The organism is Streptomyces thermodiastaticus (assembly GCF_014656135.1).
Lineage (GTDB): Bacteria > Actinomycetota > Actinomycetes > Streptomycetales > Streptomycetaceae > Streptomyces > Streptomyces thermodiastaticus.
The window spans coordinates 65,272-81,861 of the sequence record NZ_BNBV01000010.1 but is presented as its reverse complement, the minus strand read 5'-3'; the positions used below and the strand labels follow the sequence as shown (position 1 = coordinate 81,861).

Below are 16,590 nucleotides of genomic sequence, written 5' to 3'. Positions count from 1 at the left end.
ATGCCCGTATCCGCCGCGCAGCGGCGCCTCGCCTTCAAAGATCTGCTCGCCTCACCGGAGCCGCTGCTGCTCCCCGGGGCGTACGACGTGCTCAGCGCCCACCTGGTGGAGCGCGCCGGTTACCCCGCGACCTATCTCGGCAGCTTCGCCGCGGCCGCCAGCCTCCAGGGGCTTCCCGACGTCGGCCTGGTCACCCTGACCGAACTGGCCGACGCCGCCCGCCGCATCGTCGAGGCCACCGACCTGCCCGTCCTGGTGGACGCCGAGAAAGGTTTCTACGAGGACGCCAACATCTGGCGCACCGTGAGGGCCTTCGAGGCCGCCGGCACGACCGGCATCCACATCGAGGACAACCTGGGCGGCAAGCACACCTCCCGTCCCGCCGGGCTGCTGGACGCCGACCGGATGGCCAACCGGATCCGCGCGGCGCTGGACGCCCGTGACGATGCGAACTTCCTGATCATCGCCCGCACAGATGCCGCGTGGATCCACGGGGATCTGGAGGAGGCAGTGGCCCGGCTGCGCCGCTATGTCGCCGCCGGGGCCGACATGGTGTTCGCACCGAAGATCCCCGCCGCCGACCTGAAGAAGGTGCGGTCGTGCATCGAGGCGCCGGTCGTCGTCGCCGCCGACCTCTACGACGCACCGGACGGCAGCAAGCCGGGCAGCACCCTGGCCGAGTACGCCGACGCGGGCGCGGATGTGCTGCTGTTGTGGTACAGCCTGGTCGGCGCCGCCGCCAAGGCCGTCGCCGACACCCTGGATGCGCTCGCGTACGGCGCCGAGATCGAGGGCCTCGGCGACCTCGTCCTCGACCAGCGCGCCTTCGAATCGTTCATGGGCTATGCCGAGTACGAGGCCCGCGCCTCGCGCTACGCCTGAGACACCCCCTCGCCCCCGCCCCCACCCCGCTCCGGAGATCGCCGTGTCCCACGACCACATCACACCTGTCCCGTCCGGCCGCACAGCGGACGACGTCACCACCTACGTCGGCGCCCGCGTGATCACCGGCGACGGACACACCGTCCTGGAGAACGCGGTCCTCACCGTCAAGGACGGCCGCATCGCACGTGTCGCACCGGCCCGTGAGGCAGACGGGACGGAGGCCGGTGCGTCCGAGGCCGCCGGAGCCGTCGTCCCGGTCCACGGGAAGACGATCATGCCGGCCCTCGTCAACCCGCACGGGCACCTCGGCTACATGCGCGGCACCGAATGCCACCCGCGCCACTACTCCCGCGACAATGTCGTCGATCACCTCCGCCGCTCCCTGTACTTCGGCATCAGCACCTTCCAGTCGCTGGGCACCGATCTGCGGGACACCGAGATCACCCTGCGCGACGATCAGCGTGCCGGCCGCCTGGACGACCCCGATCTCGCCACGCTGCTCACCGCGGGGGCCGGCATCGTCGCGGCACCCACCGCCGACGCCGGCAGCGGCGCTCCCTTCTTCGCCGTCGACGCCGTGCACGCGGCGACCGGACCACAGGACGCCCGCGCCCACGTCGGCGCCCTCGCCGCGAAGCACGTGGACACGGTGAAGTTCTGGATCGACGACCGCGGCGGTTTTGCCGCCAAGCTGAGTCCGGAGACCGCCGCGGCGATCGTGGACGAGGCACACCGTCACGGCCTGAAGACCGCGGCACACATCTACACCGCCGACGACGCCAGGACCGCCCTGGACGCCGGCGCGGACCTCCTCGCGCACATGCCGCGCGACCCCGGACCCGACGACGAGCTGATCCGGCGTCTGCTCGACCGCGACGTCGCGGTGTTCACCTCGATGAGCGTGCAGGGGCCGGCCACGACGGACTGGCTCGACGAGCCGATCCTGCACGAGGTGCTGCCCGAGGAGACCATCGCCGCCTTCCGCGACCGCCTCGCCGAACGGGGGCACGAGCCGCTGTTCGACACGAGCCGGACGTACGAACGGCTGCAACGCACCGTGACCACCCTGTACGCCGCCGGCGTACGGCTGGTCTTCTCACCCGACACCGGTGTCTTCGCACAGCTGCCCGGCATGGCCGAGCACCGCGAACTGCAGGCACTGGTGGAGGCCGGCATCCCCGCACTGCAGGCGATCGAGTTCGCCACCCGGCGCTCCGCGCACCTGCTGGGCCTCGACGACCGCGGACTGCTGGAGCCGGGACGCCGCGCGGATCTGCTGATCCTGGACGCCGACCCCCGGGACGACATCCGCAACACCCGCAGGATCTCCTCGGTTGTGATCGCCGGCCGTGCCGTCGACCGTGACCGGCTGCGCGACAGGATCACCGAGGCGGCGGCCTGACCGGACCACCGGCCTCCCGCACCCTTGCAGCGACCTCCCCGCCGCGTTCCGGTCCGTCGGCGGTGTCGCTGCGGCATTCACGGGAACACATCCGGCTCGGGCCGCCGGACCGCACGCAGTGCGGCGGCACGTGCCGGCACCATCCCTCGGAGGGATTCATGCACATCCACCTGTCCGCCGAGACCGCCATCGTCACCGGGGCAAGCCGGGGCATCGGACTGGCGACCGTCACCGCCCTGACCGGCGAAGGCGTACGTGTCGCGGGCATCTCCCGCACCATCACACCCGAGTTGAAGGAGACGGGCGCGCTCGCCATCGCCGCGGACCTCAGCGTCCCGCACGAGGCCACCGCGGCCGTCCGGTCGGCCGTCGAGGCCCTCGGCCACGTCGACGCGCTCGTCAACGCCGCGGGTGTCGTCGGTTCACCGGCTCGGTTCCTCGACATAGACGACGACACCTGGGCCGCCACCTTCGCCACCGACTTCTTCAGCGCGGTGTGGGTGACCAGGGCCGCGCTGCCCAGTCTCCTCGACCGCCGGGGCGCCGTCGTCAATGTCTCGTCCGTGAGCGCCCGCATGCCGAGCGGTGTACCCGCACCCTACGCGACCTCGAAGGCCGCGCTGACCGCGCTGACCGAATCGCTGTCCGAAGAGGTCGGACCGCGCGGCGTCCGCGTCAACACCGTGTCACCGGGGCCGGTCCGCACCGGTCTGTGGGAGGCGCCGGGCAGTTTCGGTGCACAGCTCGCCGAGCTGTCCGGCACCGAGCACCACACGTTCGTCGACGAACTGGCACAGAGGTTCGGCCTCACCCTCGGCAGGCTGCCGGAGCCGCACGAAGTCGCCGCGCTCATCGTCTACCTGCTCTCCGACCAAGCCGCCAACATCACCGGCGCCGACGTCGTCACCGACGGCGGTATGACGAAGACGGTGTAGCTCTCTTGGAGAGGTGCCGTGGTCGGTGAGCGGGTGTGATGCGGGCGCGCAGCGCGGTCGGGCCGGCCGGGTCTCCGAGCGGTCAGCCGGCCGGGTCCCCGCGCGGCCGACCGGTCCCGGCGAGTGCCTTCCGTGCCAGGGCCACCGCTCCCGCGAGGCCGTCCGGCACCGGCACCGGGCGCAGGCCTCGCGGGGCGAGCCGGCGGGTCAGCGGGCCGAGCAGTACCCCGCCGGGACCGAGCAGCCCCCCGGTGGTCACCAGGGTCTGACCGGGACGCGGCGAGAGCGCGTCCAGCGTATCGACCAGGTGCTCGGCCGCGCCCGACAGCAGTCGACGGGCGACCGGGTCGCCGCGGTCCGCCGTCTGCGCCACCAGCGGCGCCAAGCAGGCCAGGTCCACAACGGGCCGTTCGTGCACCGCCCGCACCAGCCGGTCGCGCAGCCGCTGTGCGGCGGCAGGCGTCGCCGGCTCGTCCGGTGCCATCTCGCCGAGGTAGTGCGCGAGGACGGCCGGGGTCAGGGCGGTGGGCGCGCCGCGCCCGTCGAGGGAGGCGAGCGCGCTGCGCACCGCTTCGCGCCCGAGCCAGAATCCGCTCCCGCTGTCGCCGAGCAGCCAGCCGTTGCCGTCGGCGGTGGCCACGGTGATCCCGCCGGTGATCCGGGCGGCCACGGCGCCGGTCCCCGCGATCAGCACCAGGCCGTCGCCCGGACTGCCCGGAGCGCCCGCGAGAGCGATCTCGGTGTCGCTCAGGACCGTGACGACCTCGGGCCGTATGCCCAGCTCGGTGAGGGCCGCCCGCAGCGCGGAACGCGCGTGCGCGGCACCGGCGTTGCCGGGCAGTGCGGAACACCCGGCCAGCCCCGCGGCCACCGCGCGGACGCGGGGGCGCAGCCAGGGCGGCGTCGCGGCGGCGACCGCCTGCCGCAGGTGCGAGGTCAGCACGTCGAGCGGGACGGAAAGGGCGTTGCCCGGCCCGGACACGCCGGTGCGCAGCGGCGGCCCGCCGTCCGCCGCAGCCCGGGCCAGCGCGGCGCGGGTACGGGTGCCGCCCGCGTCGATGCCGATGACGGCGGGCCACGCCGTCCCGTCCACCGCCCGCTGCTCCTCGCTCGTCGTCACGGTGTCCCCCTTCCGGACATGGCGCCGGACGCCTCCGGCGCGGGAGCACGCCCGTCGGTCGGGCCGGTGCTCCTCCGACTTCTGCCCACCTTGGAAGGCGTCTGTACCGCCTGATGCCACGGAGGCGTACGGGTGTGTCCGCGGCGCGCGCGCCGCCGTGCCGGTGCCGGCGCTCGCCTCGTTTCCCGGCGCAGGCGGTGATCCTTCTCCCGGCTGCCCGGCAGCGAAATCCCGCGCAGGCTGTCCAGCGGGCTGCCTGTCCATTGACTCGGCGCGCCCGCCCTGCGCAGAGTCGAGCGGCGAAGAGGCGAAGAAGGGACAGGCCTTCTTCAGCGGAGCCGAAGGAGCGGGCGTGCCGGACAGTCAGGAGTTCCTCGCCGCGGCCAAGGACGTCGTCGACCGCGTGGTCACCACACAGACGGATGCCGCGCTCGCGGCGGCCCGGCTGATCGCGGCCGCGCTCAAGAACGACGGTGTGGTGCAGGCGTTCGGTACCGGGCACTCGGAGTCGCTGGCCACCGAGATAGCCGGGCGCGCCGGCGGACTCGTGCCCACCAACAAGATCGCGATCCGGGACCTCGTCCTGTACGGCGGCGCGCCCGCCGGCACGCTCGACGACCCCCTGCTGGAGCGCGACCCCGAGGTCGCGCACCGGCTGTACGCACTCGCCGCACCGCACCCGCAGGACGTGTTCGTGATCGCGTCCAACTCCGGCATCAACGGGTGCATCGTCGAGATGGCCCGGCTGGTCAAGGAGCACGGGCACCCGCTGATCGCCGTCACCAGCGTCCAGCACACCTCCCGTGCCACGCCGCGTCATACCTCGGGCAAGCGCCTGAGCGACTTCGCGGACGTCGTCCTCGACAACGGCGCGCCCTTCGGCGACGCGCTGCTGCCGCTGCCCTCCGGTGGTTCGGTGTGCGCCGTCTCCACGATCACCGCTGCCCTGCTGGCCCAGATGGTCACCGCGGAGACGGTCCGTCTGCTGATCGAGGACGGCATCACCCCGCCGGTGTATCTCTCGGCCAACGTGCCCGGCGGCGACGAGCACAACAAGGTGCTGGAGGCTCGTTACGCCGGCCGCATCCGGCGCGGTTCCTGACACCTCGGCGGGCAGCGCCCGTCGTGCCCGCCGTGTGCCGGGAGATCAGCCGAGCCCGCGATGGGTGGTCCACAACTGTCCTGCCCGGTCGGCGGCTCGGGACACCAGGGCGGCCAGTTCGGGGGTGTCGGGGACGGGGAACGAGACGTAGGCGCCCCGGCCGCCTGCCACCGGCTTGCCGTAGGCCTTCACGGCGAGGTGGCCGTCCGGGAGAAGCCGGACGTTGAGCGTGGTCAGCGTGAAGGCTTCACCGCGCCGGGTGTCGTTCCAGCGCAGTGCCTCGGGGATCGTGACATTGATGGCCAGAGCGCTTATGTCCACGTCACTCATGTCACTGCTCACGCACGGATGATCTCACCCGTGTCGCGGGCGGCCGTCGCCGGCTCATGGCGACCGGTACCCACGGTGCGGGGCGACTACGCCGGGCGTCCGGCCGCCTGCCCGTTGTCCGCCGTCCCTGCCGTGGTGTGCTCCGGCGCGGCGGGGTCGGCCTCGCTGGTCGCGGACGAGCCCGCGCCGAGTCCGGTGAGGAAGGCGGTCAGCACGCGGCACAGGCGGGGCTCCACCTCCACGACGGCGTGGCCGAGGCGGGGATCGCTCCGGTACAGCTCCCGCAGCCGCGGACCGGGGGTCGCCATCTGCCACAGCGCCCCGGCCAGGCTCGTCGCCGTGGAGATCAGGTCGACCGTCTGCGTCTCGGACAGCCCCAGAAGCCGGCGCAGCTGGGCGTCGATCAGCGCGATCTCGTCGAGGGTGACGAGTTTGAACGAGCGGACCGCGTCGACCGACACATTGCGTTCGAGGTTCATGGGGGCCTGTGCCAGCAGATCGCAGAACAGCGGTCGCGTCGCCAGGCTGGAGGCGATCAGTGCGGCGACCTCCTGGGCGGTGGCGTGCGTGCACGCCTCCAGCTCGGCGCGCAGGGCGGCCGACCACTCCCGCCAGCCTTCCGCGGTCAGCTTCAGGAAGATCTGCTCCCTGGTCTCGAAGTAGCGCAGCAGGGCGGACTTGTGCATCCCCACGGCCGCGGCGATGTCCGTGAGGGTGACGTCCCGGACCCCGCGACTGCGGCCGAGCGTGCGGGCCGCGTCCAGGATCGCTGCTTCTCGAGCCTGCTTGGCCTCGGCACTGCGCGCACGCTGGAAGGCAGGCGAAGTCATGGGCCACATCATAGGAAGGCTTTAAGAGAACGGTGTTGCGTAAATAAGAGAACGGTGTTGCACTAGAGGCATGAGTCAACAGGTCTGGTTCATCACCGGTTCGTCGCGCGGCCTCGGCCGTGCACTGGTCGTCGCCGCGCTGGAAGCCGGCGATCGCGTCGTCGCCACCGCCCGTCGCCCGGAAACCCTCGCCGCTGTGCGGGAGAAGTACGGCGACCGCGTGCATCCGCTGGCACTGGACGTCACCCGTCCCGAGGCGGCCCGGCGGGCCGTCGAGGCGGCCGTCGGCCGGTACGGACGCATCGACGTGCTCGTGAACAACGCGGGATACGCCAACGTGTCGCCCATCGAGACCGCGGACGACGACGATGTCCGGGCACAGTTCGAGACGAACTTCTGGGGCGTCCACCACGTGACCAAGGCGGCGTTGCCCGTCCTGCGCCGCCAGGGCGGCGGCACCGTCGTGCAGGTCTCCTCGGTCGGCGGGCGCGTCGGCGGATCCCCGGGCATCGCGTCCTACCAGGCGGCCAAGTTCGCCGTCGACGGCTTCAGCCGGGTGCTCGCCGCGGAGACCGCACCGTTCGGCGTGCGGGTCATGGTCGTCGAACCGAGCGGCTTCGCCACGGACTGGGCCGGTGCCTCCATGACGGTCCACCCGATCCCCGACGCGTACGAGGAAACCGTCGGTGAGATGAACCGCCGGGTGCGGCAGAGTCCGGACGGGCCGGCCGGCGACCCCGAGCGCGCCGCCGAGATCATCGTGCGGACCGTCCGGCGCGGCCGGGTGCCGTCCCATCTGCTGCTGGGAGTGAACGCGGTGACGATGGCCCTGGAGCACTCCCGCCGGCAGCTCGCCGAGGCCACCGCCTGGGAGAACGTCAGCCGGTCGGCCGACTTCGGCGAGCCCTACCCCGTCGGCCTCCCGCCCGAGAGAGACGACCGCTGACTCCGCACCGGCGGGCGGCCGCGCACTGACGCGGCACCGGGCACAAGCGGGTGCCGCGCCGGTTCCGCGTCGCCGGTGACGCCCGGACACCGGCGGCCGGCGGGGCCGGAGCAGGACGTGCATCACGCGCAGGCGGGGTACCCGGCAGCCGCGAGCGCTCGTCGGCAGCAGACCAGCAGGGGGTGCCATGGTGGAGGGACAGCTCAGGGGCACACCCGACGATCCTTCGCGACGCAGCCCCCCTATCCCGCCCCTGGGGGAGGAGGACCTCGACCAGATCCAGGCCGGGCTCAGGCAGCTCGCGCAGGCGCACAGCCGGATGCGCCAGCTGCTGGACGCCGTCGTCGGCATCAGCAGCGCCCTGGACCTGGACGTCGTCCTGCACGCCATCGTCGACACCGCCCGGCGGCTCGGCCGGGCGCGCTACGCCGCCCTCGGCGTCCTGGACGAGACCGGCGCGTTCGTCCAGCTGATCACCTCCGGTTCCGGCGACGGCGACGTACGGGACAAGGACAGGCTGCCGCGGGGGACCGGTCTGCTGGGCGAGCTGATCCGCCGCCCCGAACCCCTGCGGGTGGAGAACCTGGCGACCCACCCGCGGGCGAGCGGCTTCCCCGAGGGACATCCCACGATGAGCACCCTGCTCGGGGTGCCCATCCGCGTCCGGGACACCCTCTACGGCAACCTCTACCTGACGGACAAGGAAGGCGACGAAGCCTTCACCGACGAGGACCAGGAATACCTCGTCGCGCTGGCCAGCGCCGCCGGTGTCGCCATCGAGAACGCCCGTCTCGTCCAGCGGCTGCGGCAGGCGACGGAGGACTTCCAGCGCCGTCTGCTGCCCGATCTGGTCCCTCTGCCGGGTCTGGCGTTCCAGGCCCGCTACCAGCCCTCCACCGAGGCACCCAGTGTCGGCGGCGACTGGTACGACGTGATCTGCCTGCCGGACAAGGTGCCGTGCGTGATGGTCGGCGACGTCATGGGCCACGGCATCGAGGCCGCCAGCGTCATGAGCCGGATCAGCAACATGATCCGCGTCATCGCCTACGCCGAGGAGCAGCCGCCCAGCCGCATCCTGCACCGGCTGGACGCGCTCCTGCACCACCTCGACGACGCACCGATGGCCACCGCCCTGGTCGCCCGCATCGAACCCGTCGGCAGCGGCGAAGGCAGGTTCCTGCGCTGGTGCAGCGCGGGACATCTGCCTCCCCTGCTGATCACCCCGGACAACCGGGCCCGCTATCTCACGGCGGAGGCCGGGCCGCCCCTCGGTGTCAGCCCCGAACTCGCACGCCCGGACCACCGCCACCCTCTGCCCTGCGGTGCCACCGTGCTGCTGCACACGGACGGACTCATCGAAGAACGCGGCCACAGCTGCGACGACGGCATGAGACAGACGGCCGACACCGCGGCCCGCTGTGCGACCGCCCCCCTGGAAGGACTCTGCGATGCCCTCCTCGCCCAGCGTCAGGGAACCTTCCACGACGATGTCGCCCTGCTCGCCGTCCGCGTGGCGCACTGAGCCGTCCCGGACACGGCGGCGACGGGGGAGCGGGACCCTCACAGCCCGCACGCGGGGCTGTCGGGCCCCACCGGACCCGGCGTGCGCGCGGTGCACTGGGTGTGCCGGCGTACGTCGTCACGCACACGCCGCCCCTGCCCGACCACCCGTACGTGACATGTGAACACCCACAAAGGAGAGAACGATGGGCACACTCGCACGACGCCAGAGGTTCTCCTTCCCGGAGATCCCCGAGTGGTTCGAGTCCTTCCCCGCCCGGTTCGGCATGCCCTCCCTGGGCGACCTGTACGCGGTCCGGATCGAGGAGTACATGGAGGAGGGCCGGTACGTCGTACGGGCGGAACTGCCGGGTGTCTCGCCCGACGACATCGACGTCGTCCTCAGCGAAGGCACGCTGACCATCAGGGCCGAACGCACCGAACACGACGTGGACAAGCACCGCAGCGAGATCCGCTACGGCTCCATGAGCCGCACCGTGACCCTGCCGCCGGGAGCCGACGAGGACGACGTCACCGCCGACTACACCGACGGCATGCTCACCGTCAGCGTGGGCATGGGACGTGAGCGGACCGAGGAGAAGCACATCGAGGTCCAGCACGGTGGATGACGTCCGTCACCGCGGCGCACCGCCGGCCGCCTCCCGGCCGCCGGGCGCACGGTACGCGGCAGCGCGGCGCGCCGGGCGGCGGCACCGCCTCCCGGCGCGCCCGCCCGGCCGGCGCACCGGTGACGAGCAACCGGGAAGGGCGTGGCGATGAGGCAACGCAGCGTGGGCGATCTGATGACACCCACCGCCGTGAGTGTGCGGCCGGGCACGCCGTTCAAGGAGATCGCCCGCATCCTCGACGAGTACCAGATCACGGCCGTTCCCGTGATCGACGACGAGGAGCGGCCGGTCGGGGTGGTGTCCGAGGCGGACCTGCTGCGCAAGCAGACGGACAGCGGCGCCGGGAGCAGCGCGCAGGACCTGATGACGAGCCCCGCCGTCGTCGCCGAGCCCGGCTGGCATGCCGTGCGGGCCGCGAGGACGATGGAGCGCCACAAGGTCAAGCGGCTTCCCGTGGTGGACGGCGACGGCCGGCTCATCGGGGTGATCAGCCGCAGCGACCTGGTGCAGCTGTTCCTGCGCAGGGACCGCGCGATCCAGGAGGAGATCCTGGAGGACGTCATCGTACGGACGCTGGGCCTGCCGCCGTCCGCGCTGACCGTCGAGGTCACCGACGGACGGGTCATCCTCAGCGGCACCGTCCCGCACAAGAGCCTGATCCCGATCCTCGTACGGCTGTGCGACTGTGTCGACGGCGTGGTGGAGGTGGTCACCCGGCTCGGCTTCGACCGGGACGACACCGCGGACCACGGCGGCGGCACACCGGCATCGCCGCACGCGTCGCGGGACGCACAGCGGTGACCGAGCACCACGACGCACGACCGTGAGAACGCACACCCCGTCACGTCACGTCGCCCCGGATGCCACGTCCGCACGGGACGCCGGGCGCCGGACGTGCGGTGCACGAAAGAAGGAGCAGCCGTGTGGCCGACCGAAGCGCAGCACAGGACGGCACCCGCACCGCACAGCGCGGCAGGGCCCGGCGCCCCGATCCGGGTCTTCCTCCTCGACGACCACGAGGTGGTGCGGCGGGGCGTGCACGACCTGCTGGACGACGAACCGGACATCGAGGTGGTCGGCGAGGCCGCCACCGCCGAGCAGGCTCTGGCACGGGTGCCCGCGCTGCGCCCCGACGTGGCGGTGCTGGACGTGCGCCTGCCCGACGGGGACGGGGTGAGCGTGTGCCGGGAACTGCGCTCCCGCCAGCCGGACCTGGCACCTCTGATGCTGACCTCGTTCGACGACGAGGACGCCCTGCTGGACTCGATCATGGCGGGGGCCGCCGGCTATGTGCTGAAGCAGATCCGCGGCTCCGATCTGGTCGCGGCGGTGCGCACCGTCGCCGGCGGGCAGTCGCTGCTGGATCCCAGCGCCGCCACGAAACTGATGGCCCGGCTGCGAGGCGGAGGACCGCAGGAGCCGCCGGACGCGCTGCCCGGTCTCACCGACCGTGAACGGGAGATCCTCGCCCTGATCGGCGAGGGCCTCACCAACCGCCAGATCGGCCAGCGCCTGTACCTGGCGGAGAAGACGGTCAAGAACCACATCTCCCGGCTGCTGGCCAAACTCGGGGTCGAACGGCGCATCCAGGCCGCCGTCATCGCCACCGAGGCCCGCGACCGGCTGAAGGGCGACACCCGCTGACGAACCGGCCCTTCCCGGTGCCCGCGACCCGCTGTGCGGGCCCCCCGACGGCATCGCGGGCGCCCCGGCGCCGTGGCGTCCGGGCCGGCTGGTGCCCGTGCCGTCCGGTGCCGCGGCCACTACGGTGGCAGAAGAGCGCCACATCGGGGGCTGGGAGGCACACCGGTGGGAGGTTCCGAGGAGTTCGGCGAGGCCGGGACGGCCAGGGTGCGGCTGCCCCAGCTGCGGCTGGACGAACTGCTGGAGCAACTGCAGGCACGCCTGGACGCCGCCCGCTGTACCCGGGACCGGGTGCACCATCTGCTGGAGGCGGTGCTCTCCGTCGGGCGCGAGCTGGAGCTGCAGCAGGTGCTGCGGCGGATCGTGGAGGCCGCCGCCGTCCTGGTGGACGCCGAGTACGCGGCCCTGGGCGTGATCGGCCCCGACGGCCGGCGGCTGTCGGCGTTCCACACGGTCGGGGTGTCCGAGGAGGTCGTCGCGAGGATCGGCCGGTACCCGGAGGGCCACGGCATCCTGGGGGAGCTGATCCGCCACCCCGAGCCGCTGCGCATACCGAACCTGGCCGAACACCCGTCGTCGTACGGTTTCCCGCCGCACCACCCCCCGATGCGCAGCTTCCTCGGCGTCCCGATCCGGGTGCGCAACGAGGTGTTCGGCAACCTCTACCTGACGGAGAAACGGGGCGGGGGCGAGTTCGACGAGGAGGACGAGTCGATCCTGTCCACGCTGGCGGTCGCGGCGGGCGTGGCGATCGACAACGCCCGCCTGTACGAGGAGTCCCGGCTGCGGGAGCGCTGGCTGCAGGCCAACGCGGAGATCACCCACAGCCTCATGTCGGGCGCCGCCCACGCGGAGGTCCTCGCACTGATCGCGCAACGCGCACGGGAGATCACCGGTGCGGCCCTGGCGGTGATGTCGACACCTGTGCCGAACACGGACACGCTCAGCGTGGACGTCGCCATGGGCCGGCAGGCGGAGGCCCACCGCGGCCTGGTCCTGCCCATGGACGGCACCCTGACCGGGCAGGCCTTCGCCGAGGGCGCACCCGTGATCAGCCCGGACATCGAGCACGACGAACGGGTGACCGCCCGTCCGGCGCGGTTCGCCGGCCTCGGCCCGGCGGTGGCGCTCCCCATCGGCTCCCGCGCCCACGTCCGAGGAGTCGTCCTGCTGGCCCGGCTGACCGGCGCCGACGACTTCTCCGCCCGGGAACTGGACCGGCTCAAAAGCTTCGCCGCACAGGCCGCACTCGCCATGGAGCTGGCCGAGCGCCGCCAGGACACCGAACGGATCGCGGTGTGGCAGGACCGCGACCGCATCGCCCGGGACCTGCACGACCTGGCCATCCAACGGCTGTTCGCCACCGGGATGACCCTGCAGAGCGCCGGCCCCCTCATCGAGCACCCGGAAGCCAAGGAACGGGTGCTGCGGGCCGTGGACGACCTGGACGAGACCATCAAGATCATCAGGTCGACCATCCTGGGTCTGCGCACGCACGACGAGGCGGCCCCGGGACTCAGGGCACGCGCGGTCCGGGCGGTCGGCGAGGCCACACCCGTGCTCGGCTTCGCACCCGCCGTGCGCATGGAGGGCCTGCTGGACACACATGTGCCCGAAGAGGTCGCCGACCATGTGATCGCCGTGCTGTGCGAAGCCCTGACCAACATCGCCCGGCACGCCCGCGCACAGCGCGCCGAGGTCGTGCTGGAGACCGACGGCGAGCAGGTGTGCCTCACGGTCACCGACGACGGCGTCGGCATACCGCCCCGGGGCCGCCGCAGCGGCCTGGCCAACATGGCCGAGCGGGCCCGCGGTCTCGGCGGCTCCCTGGAGATCGCCACGCCCGAGGGCGGAGGGACGGTCCTGGTGTGGCACGCACCCCTCGGCGCCGCCGCCCACCGCCCGTCCTCCGGCCGTACGGCCCCTTAGTCAGGTGTGCCGTTCCGGGACCTCGGACCCATTGGTGCGGGTGCCGGATCGGGGCGATGCTGAGAACACGTCCCGGAGGGAGGGCATGCCATGCACGCTCAGCTAGGCGACCGACTGGTCGTGGAGAGCCCGGCCACCGGGGTGACCCGGCGTGACGGCGAGATCGTCGGTCTGCACCACGACGACGGCACACCCCCGTACGACGTGCGCTGGTCGGACACGGGCGAGGTCACCCTCGTCTTCCCCGGGCCGGACGCACATGTCCAGCACCTGAGGCACGAACGGCCCCCGTCACCCGGGCAGGCACCGCCGGCACCCGCCGCCGCGCAGGCAGGGCACCCCGGGGACTTCGGACGACGTGTGGCCGAGGCCCGCCGGCAAAGGGGGCTCAGCCTGCAGGAGGCGGCCGCACGTGCCCGGATGTCGCCGCAGTATCTCGCCTATCTCGAACAGCGGCCCTCCGAGCCGGGCATCGCCACCGTGCTGCGCCTGGCCGACGCGCTCGACACCAGCCTCAGCGCCCTGCGCGGCTGCGATCAGGACCTGCCTCCCGGACAGGGAGCGGCCCTGCTGCACCCCCGTCTGACCGGCCTCGGCCAGGACGAGTGCCGGGCGCTGCTGTCCACGCACGGGGTGGGACGCATCGCCTTCAGCGCACCGGACGGGCCGGCCGCGTTCCCGGTCAACTACGAGATGGTGGACGGCGACGTCTGCTTCCGCACCGCACCCGATGCGGCACCCGCCGCGGCCGTGGGCCGCGAGGTCGCCTTCGAGGTCGACCGTGTCGACGAGGTGATGAGCCGGGGCTGGAGCGTGCTCGTGGTGGGGCGTGCCGAGGCCGTCGACGACCCGGAGACGGCCGACCGGCTGCACCGGCAGGCACGCTCCGGACCGTGGGCGGGTGGCGCCCGCACGCTCTGGGTGCGGGTGCGGCCCACGCGGCTGACCGGACGGCGCATCACACCCGCCGGCGGTTGAGCGGCCACCGACGGATGAACGGCCACCGGTGCGGCACCGGTGGAGCACGGTCGCGGGACGCGGTCAGTGGGCCGGATCGTGGTCCTGGCGGACCACGACGACCGGGCACGCGGCGTGCTGGGCACACCGCTGGCTGACCGAGCCCAGCATCGCCCGGGCGAAACGGCCCCGCCCCCGGCTGCCCACCACGAGGACGTCCGCCCCCTGCGAGGCACGGATCAGCACTTCGGACGGGTCGCCCTCCACAAGATGCTCCCGCAGACCGGCCGGCCGCTGCCCCTCGGCGAACACGGCGTTCAGCTCCTCCGTGAACCGCTGCCGGGCCTGCTCGAGGTCGAAGTCGGGATCGACCGCCGGTCCGGCCCAGCCGATGTCCGAGGGCGTGTCCCAGGCGGACACCGCCTCGATCACCCCGCCCACCAGCTCCGCGTACCGCACCGCCCAGCGCAGCGCGGCATACGACGACGGCGAACCGTCCACACCCACGACCACCCGCGGCTCGGGTCCACTGGTCTGCATGCCCACCTCGCTTCGGCGTCGCTGCTCCTTACTCCACGCTGCCGGTCCTGACCCGACCCTGCCAGCCGGGCGCGGAGCACTCAGGGCCGACCGGCCCCCGGCGAGCCCCGGACAGCCCATGGGCTTCCGGTCCGTGCCGCGGGATGCTCGAACCGCGGAAGAAGCGGCGGTTCCGGACAGCCGCCCTCCGTGCCGGCCGGGGTGAGGAGCGAGCGGACATGAAACACGACAAGATCGGTTCGGTGATGACGCAGGACGTCGTCCGGGCCGAGTACGGCACCCCGTTCAAAGAGGTGGCGCGCATGCTCGCCGACCACCGGATCAGCGGCCTGCCGGTGGTGGACGAGGACGACCACGTCATCGGCGTCGTCTCGGAGGCCGACCTGATGACCCGCCAGGTGCTCACGGCGGAGCCCTGGGCGCCGGGCCGGCATTTCCGTGCCCTTCTGACGATGACCGCCCGGCGCCAGGCCGTGAAGGCCAAGGCCCGCACCGCCGGACAGCTCATGTCGCAGCCACCCGTCACCGTGCACGCCGACGACACCATCGCCGAGGCCGCCCGGACCATGGCCGAGCGGCAGGTCGAGCGGCTGCCGGTGATCGACGAGGAGGACCGGCTCGTCGGCATCGTCACCCGGCAGGACCTGCTGCGGGTGTTCCTGCGGCCCGACGCCGAGATCCGCGAGGAGGTCATCCGCGAGGTGTGCGTCAACGCCCTGCGTGTTCCGCCGGGAAGCGTCACGGTGACGGTGACCGGGGGTGTCGTCACCCTGGAGGGCAGCCTGGAACGGAGGAGCGACGCCGAGGTCGCGGTGTCGATGGCCCGGCAGATCGACGGCGTGGTCGACGTCGTCGACAACCTCACCCACCGGGTCGACGACACGGACCCGCGTTTCGACGACGGCGCCAGGCAGAGCGTGCTGGACGACTGGCTGCACCGCGCCTGAACCGGGCCGGCACCGTCGAAGACCGCGCGGAAGGTCAGCGCGGTCCAGGTGCGTCGCCCGGAATGCCGGCGCGGACGGCGATGTCCGAGGTGACCGAGACGACGCCGTCCACCCCGAGGCACAGGCGCTCGACCACCGGCACCAAACTCTCGTCCTCCACGGTCCCGGCGAGGGCGACCCGGCCGTCCGTCACGGAGACCGTGAGGTCGGCCGGCGCCAGGCCCAGGGTGCCCGCCAGGACGTCCCGGATGATCTCCTCACGGATCGCCTCGTCCCGGCGCAGGAAGATCCGCAGCAGGTCGCCGCGGCTGACGACGCCGGTCAGGACCCCGGTCTCGTCGATCACGCACAGACGCTTGACCTTGGCCTCGTCCATGGTGCGCGCGGCCTCGACGACGCTCCACTCCGGCCGGGCGCACACCGGCGGAACCGTCATGAGTTCTTCGGCCGTGGCACGCTCCAGTCCCGCCTCCGGCTCGTCGGGCGGCAGCGGGGGCAGCAGCCCGGCCGGGTCGGCGCGGCCGGCCACCGTACGCAGCAGGTCCGCCTCCGAGACGACGCCGACGGGATGGCCGAGGTCGTCGACGACCGGTACGGCGGTCACGTCGTGGTCGGCCAGGGTGCGGACGATCTGCTTGAAGGGGGTGTCCCGCCGGACGCGGACGACACCGTGGGTCATGAGGTCTCCCACCGTTCGGTGCTGCTGCATGGTCTCCTCCTCCTCGCGCCGGATGAGGTGCCGCCCGGTTCGGCACACCGCACACCCGGCCACTCCTCCAGCGTGGCGGCCGCACGCACCCGGCGCCTGGGGCGGCCGTGCCGGCGAGGCCGCCGTTCGTCCCCGCCGCACGGGACGCAGGGCCCGACCCGGGCCGTGCCCGCGATGCCCGGGGC

Annotated in this window: 17 protein-coding genes; 12 read left to right on the top strand and 5 right to left on the bottom strand. The window is 72.8% G+C overall.

Going from position 1 to position 16,590, the window contains the following annotated elements:
• The 3 genes from IE286_RS12265 to IE286_RS12255 all read left to right on the top strand — a co-directional run bounded on the left by IE286_RS12265 (position 1) and on the right by IE286_RS12255 (position 3,222).
• The gene (locus IE286_RS12265) at positions 1–882 is read left to right on the top strand and encodes an isocitrate lyase/PEP mutase family protein (RefSeq protein ID WP_189796702.1); all 882 of its coding nucleotides are present in this window, start codon (positions 1–3) and stop codon (positions 880–882) included.
• A gap of 43 nt (positions 883–925) precedes the next feature.
• A complete protein-coding gene (locus IE286_RS12260) occupies positions 926–2,287 on the top strand; it encodes an amidohydrolase family protein (protein ID WP_229862434.1) in 1,362 nt (453 codons plus the stop codon).
• 158 nt (positions 2,288–2,445) lie between these two features.
• A complete protein-coding gene (locus tag IE286_RS12255; protein WP_189796700.1) occupies positions 2,446–3,222 on the top strand; it encodes an SDR family NAD(P)-dependent oxidoreductase in 777 nt (258 codons plus the stop codon).
• An 82-nt stretch (positions 3,223–3,304) separates the two neighbouring features.
• Here the strand turns inward: IE286_RS12255 and IE286_RS12250 are convergent, their stop codons facing one another.
• Complete coding sequence (locus tag IE286_RS12250) at positions 3,305–4,342, bottom strand: N-acetylglucosamine kinase (protein WP_189796781.1); 1,038 nt, start codon at positions 4,340–4,342, stop codon at positions 3,305–3,307.
• A 352-nt stretch (positions 4,343–4,694) separates the two neighbouring features.
• Here IE286_RS12250 and IE286_RS27165 point away from each other — a divergent pair, with 352 nt between their 5' ends.
• Entirely contained in the window at positions 4,695–5,444 is a 750-nt protein-coding gene (locus IE286_RS27165) for a sugar isomerase domain-containing protein (protein WP_268255391.1), read from the top strand.
• A gap of 45 nt (positions 5,445–5,489) precedes the next feature.
• Here the strand turns inward: IE286_RS27165 and IE286_RS12240 are convergent, their stop codons facing one another.
• Together IE286_RS12240 and IE286_RS12235 are read right to left on the bottom strand one after the other, a co-directional pair.
• Positions 5,490–5,774 (bottom strand): hypothetical protein, encoded by a 285-nt coding sequence (locus tag IE286_RS12240; RefSeq protein ID WP_189796772.1) that lies wholly within the window; start codon positions 5,772–5,774, stop codon positions 5,490–5,492.
• Positions 5,775–5,860: 86 nt separating this feature from the next.
• The gene (locus tag IE286_RS12235) at positions 5,861–6,604 is read right to left on the bottom strand and encodes a TetR/AcrR family transcriptional regulator (RefSeq protein WP_189796698.1); all 744 of its coding nucleotides are present in this window, start codon (positions 6,602–6,604) and stop codon (positions 5,861–5,863) included.
• Positions 6,605–6,674: 70 nt separating this feature from the next.
• On the opposite strand from IE286_RS12235, the gene IE286_RS12230 reads away from it, so the two are divergent.
• From IE286_RS12230 to IE286_RS12200, 7 genes are all read left to right on the top strand, one after another.
• The gene (locus tag IE286_RS12230; RefSeq protein ID WP_189796697.1) at positions 6,675–7,550 is read left to right on the top strand and encodes an SDR family NAD(P)-dependent oxidoreductase; all 876 of its coding nucleotides are present in this window, start codon (positions 6,675–6,677) and stop codon (positions 7,548–7,550) included.
• Between the two features lie 187 nt (positions 7,551–7,737).
• Positions 7,738–9,072 carry a PP2C family protein-serine/threonine phosphatase gene (locus tag IE286_RS12225; protein ID WP_229862426.1) on the top strand — a complete coding sequence of 445 codons (1,335 nt, stop codon included), beginning with the start codon at positions 7,738–7,740 and terminating at the stop codon, positions 9,070–9,072.
• Between the two features lie 184 nt (positions 9,073–9,256).
• On the top strand, positions 9,257–9,679 hold the full coding sequence (locus IE286_RS12220) for an Hsp20/alpha crystallin family protein (protein WP_189796696.1): 423 nt from the start codon (positions 9,257–9,259) through the stop codon (positions 9,677–9,679).
• Positions 9,680–9,826: 147 nt separating this feature from the next.
• The gene (locus tag IE286_RS12215) at positions 9,827–10,480 is read left to right on the top strand and encodes a CBS domain-containing protein (RefSeq protein WP_189796695.1); all 654 of its coding nucleotides are present in this window, start codon (positions 9,827–9,829) and stop codon (positions 10,478–10,480) included.
• Between the two features lie 120 nt (positions 10,481–10,600).
• The gene (locus IE286_RS12210) at positions 10,601–11,323 is read left to right on the top strand and encodes a response regulator (protein ID WP_372462502.1); all 723 of its coding nucleotides are present in this window, start codon (positions 10,601–10,603) and stop codon (positions 11,321–11,323) included.
• A gap of 165 nt (positions 11,324–11,488) precedes the next feature.
• A complete protein-coding gene (locus IE286_RS12205) occupies positions 11,489–13,252 on the top strand; it encodes a sensor histidine kinase (RefSeq protein ID WP_189796694.1) in 1,764 nt (587 codons plus the stop codon).
• A gap of 90 nt (positions 13,253–13,342) precedes the next feature.
• Positions 13,343–14,230, top strand: coding sequence for a pyridoxamine 5'-phosphate oxidase family protein (locus IE286_RS12200; protein ID WP_189796693.1), 888 nt, complete (start codon positions 13,343–13,345; stop codon positions 14,228–14,230).
• 63 nt (positions 14,231–14,293) lie between these two features.
• Here IE286_RS12200 and IE286_RS12195 read toward each other — a convergent pair whose 3' ends face one another.
• Positions 14,294–14,749, bottom strand: a complete 456-nt coding sequence (locus IE286_RS12195; protein ID WP_189796692.1) for a universal stress protein — start codon at positions 14,747–14,749, stop codon at positions 14,294–14,296.
• 218 nt (positions 14,750–14,967) lie between these two features.
• Here IE286_RS12195 and IE286_RS12190 point away from each other — a divergent pair, with 218 nt between their 5' ends.
• Positions 14,968–15,696 carry a CBS domain-containing protein gene (locus IE286_RS12190; RefSeq protein ID WP_189796691.1) on the top strand — a complete coding sequence of 243 codons (729 nt, stop codon included), beginning with the start codon at positions 14,968–14,970 and terminating at the stop codon, positions 15,694–15,696.
• Between the two features lie 34 nt (positions 15,697–15,730).
• Here the strand turns inward: IE286_RS12190 and IE286_RS12185 are convergent, their stop codons facing one another.
• Positions 15,731–16,405, bottom strand: coding sequence for a CBS domain-containing protein (locus IE286_RS12185; protein WP_189796690.1), 675 nt, complete (start codon positions 16,403–16,405; stop codon positions 15,731–15,733).
• Between the last annotated feature and the right edge of the window lie 185 nt (positions 16,406–16,590).

Bases quoted from the DNA above. Each gene is read 5' to 3' on its own strand.
- IE286_RS12225 (WP_229862426.1), top strand. From the start codon at position 7,738: ATGGTGGAGGGACAGCTCAGGGGCACACCCGACGATCCTTCGCGACGC.
- IE286_RS12220 (WP_189796696.1), top strand. From the start codon at position 9,257: ATGGGCACACTCGCACGACGCCAGAGGTTCTCCTTCCCGGAGATCCCC.
- IE286_RS12190 (WP_189796691.1), top strand. From the start codon at position 14,968: ATGAAACACGACAAGATCGGTTCGGTGATGACGCAGGACGTCGTCCGG.
- IE286_RS12215 (WP_189796695.1), top strand. From the start codon at position 9,827: ATGAGGCAACGCAGCGTGGGCGATCTGATGACACCCACCGCCGTGAGT.
- IE286_RS12200 (WP_189796693.1), top strand. From the start codon at position 13,343: ATGCACGCTCAGCTAGGCGACCGACTGGTCGTGGAGAGCCCGGCCACC.
- IE286_RS12185 (WP_189796690.1), bottom strand. From the start codon at position 16,405: ATGCAGCAGCACCGAACGGTGGGAGACCTCATGACCCACGGTGTCGTC.
- IE286_RS12235 (WP_189796698.1), bottom strand. From the start codon at position 6,604: ATGACTTCGCCTGCCTTCCAGCGTGCGCGCAGTGCCGAGGCCAAGCAG.
- IE286_RS12195 (WP_189796692.1), bottom strand. From the start codon at position 14,749: ATGCAGACCAGTGGACCCGAGCCGCGGGTGGTCGTGGGTGTGGACGGT.
- IE286_RS12240 (WP_189796772.1), bottom strand. From the start codon at position 5,774: ATGAGTGACGTGGACATAAGCGCTCTGGCCATCAATGTCACGATCCCC.
- IE286_RS12255 (WP_189796700.1), top strand. From the start codon at position 2,446: ATGCACATCCACCTGTCCGCCGAGACCGCCATCGTCACCGGGGCAAGC.
- IE286_RS12230 (WP_189796697.1), top strand. From the start codon at position 6,675: ATGAGTCAACAGGTCTGGTTCATCACCGGTTCGTCGCGCGGCCTCGGC.
- IE286_RS12265 (WP_189796702.1), top strand. From the start codon at position 1: ATGCCCGTATCCGCCGCGCAGCGGCGCCTCGCCTTCAAAGATCTGCTC.